An 8,459-nucleotide genomic window follows, 5' to 3' on the forward strand; every position below is an offset into this window, starting at 1 on the left:
TGTAGGAGCCGGCTTGCTGGCGATGGCGCCGCCGCGGTGTCATGTGAAACCGCGTTATCGTTTATCGCCAGCAAGCCGGCTCCTACAGGGGGAGGGCTCAATCCAGCATCAACACCTTGGCCAGGATGATCTTCGGCCCTTTCATCTTCTTGATGATGATCCGCAAACCTTCGACTTCCAGCACTTCTTCCTCTTCCGGCACCCGTTTCAGGGTTTCGTAGACCAGCCCGGCGAGGGTTTCGGCTTCGATGTGATCCAGGTCGATGCCCAGCAGGCGTTCGACCTTGAACAGAGGCGTATCGCCGCGCACCAGCAGCTTGCCCGGCTGATACGCGAGAATCCCGCGCTCGGCCTTGCGGTGTTCGTCCTGAATGTCGCCGACCAGCACCTCCAGCACGTCTTCCATGGTCAGGTAACCGATGACGTTGCCATCGGCCTCTTCGACCAGCGCGAAGTGCGAGCCGCCTTTGCGGAACTGTTCCAGCAACTGCGACAGCGGCATGTGGCGCGATACGCGTTCCAGCGGTCGGGTCAGCTCAGCGAGGTTGAACGACTCGGGAATGTGGTCCAGCGCGGCCAGTTCCAGCAGCAGGTCCTTGATGTGCAACAGGCCGACGAACTCCTGACGATCACTGTCGTACACCGGATAACGGCTGAATTTGTGGCGACGGAACATCGCCAGGATTTCCTTGAGCGGCGCATTGAACTCCAGCGTCACCAGGTCTTCGCGGGAGTTGGCCCAGTCGACCACTTCCAGCTCGCCCATTTCCACGGCCGAGGCCAACACGCGCATGCCTTGGTCGCTCGGGTCCTGGCCACGGCTGGAGTGCAGGATCAGTTTCAGTTCTTCACGGCTGTAGTGGTGTTCGTGATGCGGGCCGGGTTCACCCTGGCCGGCGATCCGCAGGATGGTGTTGGCGCTGGCGTTGAGCAGGTAAATCGCCGGGTACATCGCCCAATAGAACAGGTACAGCGGCACGGCGGTCCACAGCGACAACAGCTCGGGTTTGCGGATGGCCCAGGATTTCGGGGCCAGTTCGCCGACCACAATGTGCAGGTACGAGATCACAAAGAATGCGGCGAAGAACGACACGCCTTTGATCACTTCGGCCGACTGTACGCCGACGGCTTCCAGCATCGGCTCGAGGATGTGTGCGAACGCCGGTTCACCGACCCAGCCGAGACCGAGGGAGGCGAGGGTAATACCCAGTTGGCACGCCGACAGGTAGGCATCGAGCTGACTGTGCACGGTGCGCAGGATATGCCCGCGCCAGCCGTTTTTATCAGCGATGGCCTCGACCCGGGTCGAGCGCAGTTTGACCATGGCGAATTCTGCCGCAACGAAGAATCCGTTGAGCAATACCAGGATCAGAGCAAAAAGAATCATGCCGAAATCGGCGAAGAGTGTCGCGAGGGTCAAGCCAGGGGAAGGGTCCATGATGGAGTTTTGCGGGTTCCGTGTATTCGAAAAAGGGGGTCAATGCGGTGCCTGAAAGGCAGGCACAAGTCAGCCAATGTAGCGGCTGACCGGGTGCTTGCCTAGTGGCGAATGCTGGCCGGTATCAGTCGGCCGTGCTGATGGCCCGGGATTTGGTGACCTGGGCGGGCGCGAAATGGCAGGTAAATGTACTGCCGTGGCCCGGTACGCTGTTGATTTCCATCCGTGCGCGGTGGCGCAGCAGCACATGTTTGACGATTGCCAGCCCAAGCCCGGTGCCGCCGGTGTTGGAGTTGCGGCTGGAGTCGACGCGATAGAACCGTTCGGTCAGGCGCGGCAGGTGTTTGCTATCGATGCCGATGCCGGAGTCCTGCACGCTCAGGTGCGCGCCTTGCTCGTCGCCCCACCAGCGAATGCGGATATTGCCTTCGGCCGGGGTGTATTTCACCGCGTTGAACACCAGGTTGGAAAACGCGCTGCGCAGTTCGGCTTCGCTGCCCTTGAGCTGAATCGCCGGGTCGGCTTCCAGGGTGATGTGCTGATTCTTTTGCCCCGACAGTTGCTGGGCGTCGCTCTTGATCGATTGCAGCAAGCCGTCGATGGCCACGGGCTGGTTGTCCGACGGGTAATCGGTGGCTTCCAGTTTGGCCAGCAGCAGCAAGTCGTTGAGCAACGTTTGCATGCGCCCGCCTTGCTGCTGCATTTGTTGCAGGGCACGGCTCCAGCGCGGGTTCACGTCCTCGACATTGTCGAGCAGAGTTTCCAGATACCCGCAGATAACCGTCAACGGCGTGCGCAATTCGTGGGAGACGTTGGCGATGAAGTCCTTACGCATCTGTTCCAGCTGATGGATACGTGTCACGTCGCGCACCAGCATCAAATGCTCGTTGTTGCCGTAGCGGGTGATGTACAGCTGAATGCGCAGACGATCGTTGATCGGCGAAGGGATTTCCAGCGGCTCGGCGTAGCTGTCCTGCTCGAAGTATTCCTTGAAGCGCGGATGGCGCACCAGGTTGGTCACCGGCTGGCCGCTGTCCTGCGGGGTCTTGAGGCCGAGCAGGGTTTCCGCCGCGCGGTTCCACCATTCGAGATTGCCGTCGGTGTCGAGCATGATCACCGCGTCTTTCAATGCGGCGGTGGACTCCTGGACCCGGTCGATCACCGCTTGCAGGCGTCCGCGCACGCGTTGGTCGCGGCGTTGCAGGTGATAGATGCTGTCGAACACTTCGCCCCACAGGCCATAGCCGTCGGGCGGTGCTTCATCGGGTTTGTGCAGGCGCAGCCACTCGTGCAGACGCAGCAATTGCTTGAGGGTCCAGGCCAGGTAAAGACCCAGGCCCGCGGCGAGGCTCCAGCCGTAGTAGCCGGTGATCAGTCCGATCACCAGGCAGGCGGTGACCAGTAGCAGCATGTGGCGAATCAGGGTGCCATGCCAGTTTTGGTTCACTTGAACGCGCGTCCTTGTCAGCTTGTCGGGCGGGAAAGGTCCGTATCAGGCTTTGGTAGAAAAGCGGTAGCCGGTGCCGCGCACGGTTTGTACCAGATTTTCGTAGGCATCGCCGAGGGCTTTGCGCAGGCGACGGATGTGCACGTCGACGGTGCGTTCCTCGACATACACATTGCCGCCCCAGACCTGATCCAGCAACTGGCCACGGGTGTAGGCGCGTTCCTGGTGGGTCATGAAGAATTGCAGCAAGCGGTATTCGGTCGGGCCCATCTCGGCGGGTTTGCCGTCGATGGTCACGCGGTGGCTGATCGGGTCCAGCAGCAGGCCGCCGACTTCGATTGGTGCTTCGCCATCGGTCGGGCCGGCACGGCGCAGCACAGCCTTCAGGCGCGCCACCAGCTCACGGGGGGAAAACGGTTTGGTGATGTAGTCGTCGGCGCCGACTTCCAGGCCCTGGATCTTGTTGTCCTCTTCGCCCTTGGCGGTGAGCATGATGATCGGGATGTCCCCGGTCAGCTCGTCACGCTTCAAGCGGCGGGCCAATTCGATGCCGGAGGTGCCGGGCAGCATCCAGTCGAGCAGGATCAGGTCCGGTTTGCGGTCGACAATGATGGCGTGGGCCTGCTGCGAGTTCTCGGCCTCCAGGCAGTCATAGCCGGCCATTTCCAACGCAACGGCGATCATTTCGCGAATGGGCGCTTCGTCGTCGACGATCAGAATGCTCCTGCCAACCATGCCATTAATCCTCTTGTCATTTAACTGTCTTGCGCCGCATTAGATAACGGAATTATTGCAGTCGTGTGACAGTATTTTAGTCGCCCTGCGATTGTCATGATCCTGAACTATTCTCTAAGTCCGAACCCTGACAACCACAAAAGGAAGGTTTCCATGAAGCACATTGCTCAATCCTGGCAGGCTCTGCTGGTCACTGCTGCGCTGACGCTGCCGACAATGGCCTTCGCCGAAGACCCCGGCATGGTTAAAAATGGCATGTTGGTCGACCACAAGGGCATGACGTTGTACACCTTCGACAACGACACTGGCGGCAAGTCGGCGTGCACCGGCAAATGCGCAGAAAACTGGCCGCCGCTGAAAGCCACCGCGGCCGACAAGGATGAAGGCAAGTGGACCATCATCATGCGTGACGATGGCACGAAGCAGTGGGCGTTCGACGGCAAGCCGTTGTACTACTTCGTTCAAGACAAGAAGCCAGGAGACATGACAGGCGACAAGAAGATGGACAAGTGGCACATCCTCCAAGGGCCCAAGATGTAAGACCTCTCATGTAGGAGCGAGCTTACTCGCGATGAGCGTGAACGATGACGCGGGTTGTCAGCAGAAACGCGTCGGCTTCAAACTCATCGCGAGCAAGCTGGCTCCCAAAAATACGGTCAACTGCAGAGGCGAGGCTTGCCCGCGAAGGCGTCTGCTGCCTCAACGCAATCCGTAATCCAGCACAATCCCCACAAAAATCGCCAACCCCGCCCAGTGATTGTGCAAAAACGCCTTGAAGCACCGCATCCGGTCCTTGTCACGGGTGTACCAGAACTCCCACACAAAACAGCCCGCCGCCGCCAGCAATCCCAGGTGGAACCAGCCACCGAGCTCGAATTTCGACCCGGCCAGCAACAGGCAACCCAGCGCCAACCCTTGCAGCGTCAGGATGATCACCCGGTCTGCGTCGCCGAACAGAATCGCTGTGGATTTAACGCCGATCTTCAAGTCATCGTCGCGGTCGGTCATCGCGTAATACGTGTCGTAACCCACCGTCCACAGCAAATTGGCGATCCACAGCAGCCACGCCGCCGCCGGCAGTTCGCCTGTTTCGGCGGTGAACGCCATCGGCATCCCCCAGGAAAACGCCGCGCCCAGTACCACTTGCGGGTAATAGGTGTAGCGCTTCATGAACGGGTAAGTGAAGGCCAGCGCCAAACCGCCGAACGATAACCACACCGTTGCCGCATTGGTGCACAACACCAGCAGGAAACTCACGCTCATCAGCAGTGCAAAGAACACCAGCGCTTCTTTGGAGCTGATCTTGCCGCTCGGCAGCGGGCGCTGTTCGGTACGTTTCACATGGCCATCGACCTTGCGGTCCGCCCAGTCGTTGATCACGCACCCGCCGGCGCGGGTCAGCACCACGCCGAGCACGAAGATCACCACGTTGGCCAGCGACGGCGAACCTTTGCCGGCAATCCACAACGCCCATAGCGTCGGCCACAGCAGCAGGTAAATGCCGATCGGTTTGTCCATGCGCGTCAGCTGAATGAAATCCCAGGCCCGAGGGTTCAAGCGGTTCAGAGATTTGAGCAGGCTCTGGTACATCAGCAGTTCTCCGGATGGGCGCGGGCGGCGAGCCACAAGGTCGGCAGGAAAATCTCGGCCACCAGCACGCTCAAGGCGCCACGGTCGAAGCGCGAGCGACGGCCCCACAACTCGGCTGCCCGGCACTCCAGTGGCAGCCATTGCTGAGGATAGTGACAAACCTCGATGGCGCGGCGCTGAAACGCCTGATCACAGAACAGTAATTCGCCCAGCGAGCGGCTGCCCAGTTCGTCCATGTGCAACCCGTCGCCCTGCAACGCGCTACGCGCCGCCACGCTGCGGGCAAACACCCAGGCTTCGCCGTGGCCGCGCAAATACACCTCGCGCACCCAGCCTTCGCTGCCTTCGGCCAGATCCAGCGCAGCACACTCGTCCGCGCGCAGCGTCTGCCAGCCTTCGAACAATGGCGTGACGCTGAAACCGTCATTCGACAAACGGCTCAGGCGTCGGGTCAGCGAGCCTTCGTCGAACAGCCAGTCGAGGGTAGAAGCGTCGGGGAGGGGCGCGAGTCGGCTTTGGGGGAGCCAGAATGGAGGTTTTGAGTGCGGCACAGTGAGTCATTATTGGCAGCAAATGAGGCGGCGAGCTTACCATGTCACTCGGCGATTTTGATTGAACCGGCGCGCCATTGCGCCGAACAGGCTTGCATCTGCCGGGCCCGATCAGTACAAAACGCCCTGAGCCGGACGGCAACGCTGCAACCATCGACCGTTCGCGCCGGCAATAAGCCTGAACCCTGAGGAAGTACCTGAATGAAAAAGTGGCAATGTGTGGTCTGCGGCCTGATCTATAACGAAGCCGACGGCTGGCCGGATGACGGCATTGCGCCGGGCACCCTGTGGCAAGACGTGCCGGAAGACTGGCTGTGCCCGGACTGCGGCGTTGGCAAGATGGATTTCGAAATGATCGAAATCAACTAAGACATTCAAGAGGAGTAAGGAATGAACGCACCTGTCGTGATCGTCGGCACCGGGCTCGCTGGCTACAACCTGGCCCGGGAGTTTCGCAAACTCGATAGCGAAACCCCGCTGCTGCTGATTACCGCCGATGACGGGCGCTCCTACTCCAAGCCAATGCTCTCCACGGGCTTCGGCAAGAACAAAGACGCCGACGGCCTGAGTATGGCCGAACCCGGCGCCATGGCCGAACAGTTGAAGGCCGAAGTGCGCACCCACACGCGCATCAGCGGCATCGATCCTGGCCACAAACGCCTGTGGATCGGCGAGGAGTCGGTGATCTACCGTGACCTGATCCTGGCCTGGGGCGCCGAAACCGTGCGCGTGCCCATCGACGGTGACGCGGCGGATGCCGTGTTTCCGATCAACGACCTCGAAGATTACGCGCGCTTTCGTGCGGCCGCGGCTGGCAAACGTCGGGTGCTGTTGCTCGGTGCCGGCCTGATCGGCTGTGAATTCGCCAACGACCTGATCCTTGGCGGTTACGAGGTGCAACTGGTTGCACCGTGCGAACAGGTCATGCCGACCTTGCTGCACCCGACGGCAGCCGCTGCGGTCCAGGCCGGGCTGGAAAGCCTCGGCGCACGTTTTCACCTCGGGCCGGTGCTCAACCGCTTGCAGCGTGTTGAAGATGGATTGGAAGCGCATCTGTCAGACGGTCAGGTCATCCCGTGCGACGTGGTGGTGTCGGCCATCGGCCTGCGACCGCGCATCGACCTCGCGGCCGCGGCCGGCGTGCAGGTCAATCGTGGCGTGGTGGTCGACCGTCATCTGAAAACCTCTCACGCCAATATCTATGCACTGGGCGACTGCGCCGAAGTCGACGGGCTGAATCTTCTGTACGTGATGCCCCTCATGAGCTGTGCGAGAGCGCTGGCACAAACCCTCGCCGGAAACCCGACAGCGGTGAACTATGGCGCCATGCCAATCACCGTCAAAACGCCGGTTTGCCCTTTGGTGGTTTCGCCGCCGCCACGGGGGCTGGAGGGTGTCTGGACCGTCGAAGGGCAGGGCGCGGACATCAAGGTTTTATGCCGCGATGCCGCCGGAAAGCTGCTCGGTTATGCCCTGACAGGCGCGGCGGTGATGGAAAAACTTGCACTGAACAAAGAGCTTCCACCGCTGCTGGCGTAAATACCGGTCGTTCTGTCGGAATCACCCCGCTTTTGCCCCTACAAACGTCGCGCCGAGACTGGCGCGGCTCTTCCGTGCGTGCCATTCTCACTCCCGTCTGCCGCAGAGTAGAGCACCTGCGGCGCTTTGGGCGCTGTTCCAACGAGAACAGCACGGACATAACAACAAAAAACCGTCAAAGGGGCTTCACTAAATGCGTAAACCAGAACTCGCCGCCGCCATCGCGGAAAAAGCAGATCTCACCAAAGAACAGGCCAACCGCGTTCTCAACGCCGTTCTCGAAGAAATCACCGGCGCCCTGCACCGCAAGGACAGCGTGACGCTGGTCGGCTTCGGCACCTTCCTGCAACGCCACCGCGGTGCCCGCACCGGCAAAAACCCGCAAACCGGTGAGCCAGTAAAAATCAAGGCCAGCAACACCGTTGCATTCAAGCCAGGCAAATCGTTGAAAGATGTAGTTAATGATAGATAAGTTGTTTCATTATCTGTGGATAACTACTAAAAAGCCCCTGTAGCAGGGGCTTTTTTATGCTTGCTCATCAGGGATGAAAATATATTGTGTTTCATTCGAGATTCCATTAGCTACATGTCGTGGCAAGAAAAATATTCGTTTCATTTCTGGAGAAAATTTCGTCCGCTGCTACCGTCAAATGCTCATACATAAAAATGGATGTTTCATTTGCCGACGTCCGCCTACGCATTGACGACCGTCCAATTTGAAAAACTGGGCCGAATCAAACTTAAACTGGTCACGGTCAATCAGCAGATCGACCTCTTCGCTGGTGCTTACGCAATGCAGCGCTTTGAGAATGGCCTGAAGGCAAACTCCATCAAGGCTGACCAAAGCACCATCCTGAGTCTTTACCGGTTCTGTGAACGCAGTGATATCAACCTGATCCAAAGGGTTGCCGATCAAGACCCCTTCAAAATCGGCGAGATCGAAGCACTCTCTTCCTACTGTGGTTACACACAAGATACGGGTGATCCAGTCGATCCCGGGTGGTATGCCGCACGTATGCGAGGGGCCAAGGCGTTCATCAATTATCTTTGGCTATTTTACCAAGAGTGAATCGCCCCGGGTTTTCTAGACACTCTCCAGGCTCGCTGCGTAACGCTTTTCAAACTCTACCGGTGACAGCTGATTGTTGAAACTGTGACG

The 8,459-nt window shown here is 59.5% G+C and carries 10 protein-coding genes; 5 read left to right on the forward strand and 5 right to left on the reverse strand.

Features of this window, described 5'->3' with window-relative positions; genetic code table 11:
- Positions 1-97 precede the first annotated feature (97 nt).
- The 3 genes from FBY04_RS29390 to phoB all read right to left on the reverse strand — a co-directional run bounded on the left by FBY04_RS29390 (position 98) and on the right by phoB (position 3,620).
- Positions 98-1,438 carry a hemolysin family protein gene (locus FBY04_RS29390; RefSeq protein ID WP_084317717.1) on the reverse strand — a complete coding sequence of 447 codons (1,341 nt, stop codon included), beginning with the start codon at positions 1,436-1,438 and terminating at the stop codon, positions 98-100.
- 124 nt (positions 1,439-1,562) lie between these two features.
- Positions 1,563-2,849 carry a phosphate regulon sensor histidine kinase PhoR gene (phoR, locus tag FBY04_RS29395; RefSeq protein WP_235864489.1) on the reverse strand — a complete coding sequence of 429 codons (1,287 nt, stop codon included), beginning with the start codon at positions 2,847-2,849 and terminating at the stop codon, positions 1,563-1,565.
- A gap of 81 nt (positions 2,850-2,930) precedes the next feature.
- Positions 2,931-3,620, reverse strand: coding sequence for a phosphate regulon transcriptional regulator PhoB (gene phoB, locus FBY04_RS29400; protein ID WP_007896474.1), 690 nt, complete (start codon positions 3,618-3,620; stop codon positions 2,931-2,933).
- 153 nt (positions 3,621-3,773) lie between these two features.
- On the opposite strand from phoB, the gene FBY04_RS29405 reads away from it, so the two are divergent.
- Positions 3,774-4,160 carry a hypothetical protein gene (locus FBY04_RS29405; protein ID WP_084317719.1) on the forward strand — a complete coding sequence of 129 codons (387 nt, stop codon included), beginning with the start codon at positions 3,774-3,776 and terminating at the stop codon, positions 4,158-4,160.
- A gap of 159 nt (positions 4,161-4,319) precedes the next feature.
- Here the strand turns inward: FBY04_RS29405 and ubiA are convergent, their stop codons facing one another.
- Both ubiA and FBY04_RS29415 read right to left on the reverse strand, forming a co-directional pair.
- Positions 4,320-5,210 (reverse strand): 4-hydroxybenzoate octaprenyltransferase, encoded by an 891-nt coding sequence (gene ubiA / locus FBY04_RS29410; RefSeq protein ID WP_145318874.1) that lies wholly within the window; start codon positions 5,208-5,210, stop codon positions 4,320-4,322.
- Positions 5,210-5,761, reverse strand: coding sequence for a chorismate lyase (locus tag FBY04_RS29415; RefSeq protein ID WP_084317721.1), 552 nt, complete (start codon positions 5,759-5,761; stop codon positions 5,210-5,212). The genes ubiA and FBY04_RS29415 overlap by 1 nt, the downstream gene beginning before the upstream one ends.
- 201 nt (positions 5,762-5,962) lie before the next feature.
- Between FBY04_RS29415 and FBY04_RS29420 the strand changes: the two genes are divergently transcribed.
- The 4 genes from FBY04_RS29420 to FBY04_RS29435 all read left to right on the forward strand — a co-directional run bounded on the left by FBY04_RS29420 (position 5,963) and on the right by FBY04_RS29435 (position 8,369).
- Complete coding sequence (locus FBY04_RS29420) at positions 5,963-6,130, forward strand: rubredoxin (protein ID WP_007954349.1); 168 nt, start codon at positions 5,963-5,965, stop codon at positions 6,128-6,130.
- 21 nt (positions 6,131-6,151) lie between these two features.
- Positions 6,152-7,300, forward strand: a complete 1,149-nt coding sequence (locus tag FBY04_RS29425) for an NAD(P)/FAD-dependent oxidoreductase (RefSeq protein ID WP_145318876.1) — start codon at positions 6,152-6,154, stop codon at positions 7,298-7,300.
- A 193-nt stretch (positions 7,301-7,493) separates the two neighbouring features.
- Positions 7,494-7,772, forward strand: coding sequence for an HU family DNA-binding protein (locus FBY04_RS29430; RefSeq protein ID WP_145318879.1), 279 nt, complete (start codon positions 7,494-7,496; stop codon positions 7,770-7,772).
- Positions 7,773-7,979: 207 nt separating this feature from the next.
- Positions 7,980-8,369: a hypothetical protein gene (locus tag FBY04_RS29435; protein WP_145318882.1), complete on the forward strand. Its 390-nt coding sequence runs from the start codon at positions 7,980-7,982 to the stop codon at positions 8,367-8,369.
- Positions 8,370-8,459: the final 90 nt, after the last annotated feature.

Source organism: Pseudomonas sp. SJZ080, from assembly GCF_007828295.1.
GTDB lineage: Bacteria > Pseudomonadota > Gammaproteobacteria > Pseudomonadales > Pseudomonadaceae > Aquipseudomonas > Aquipseudomonas migulae_A.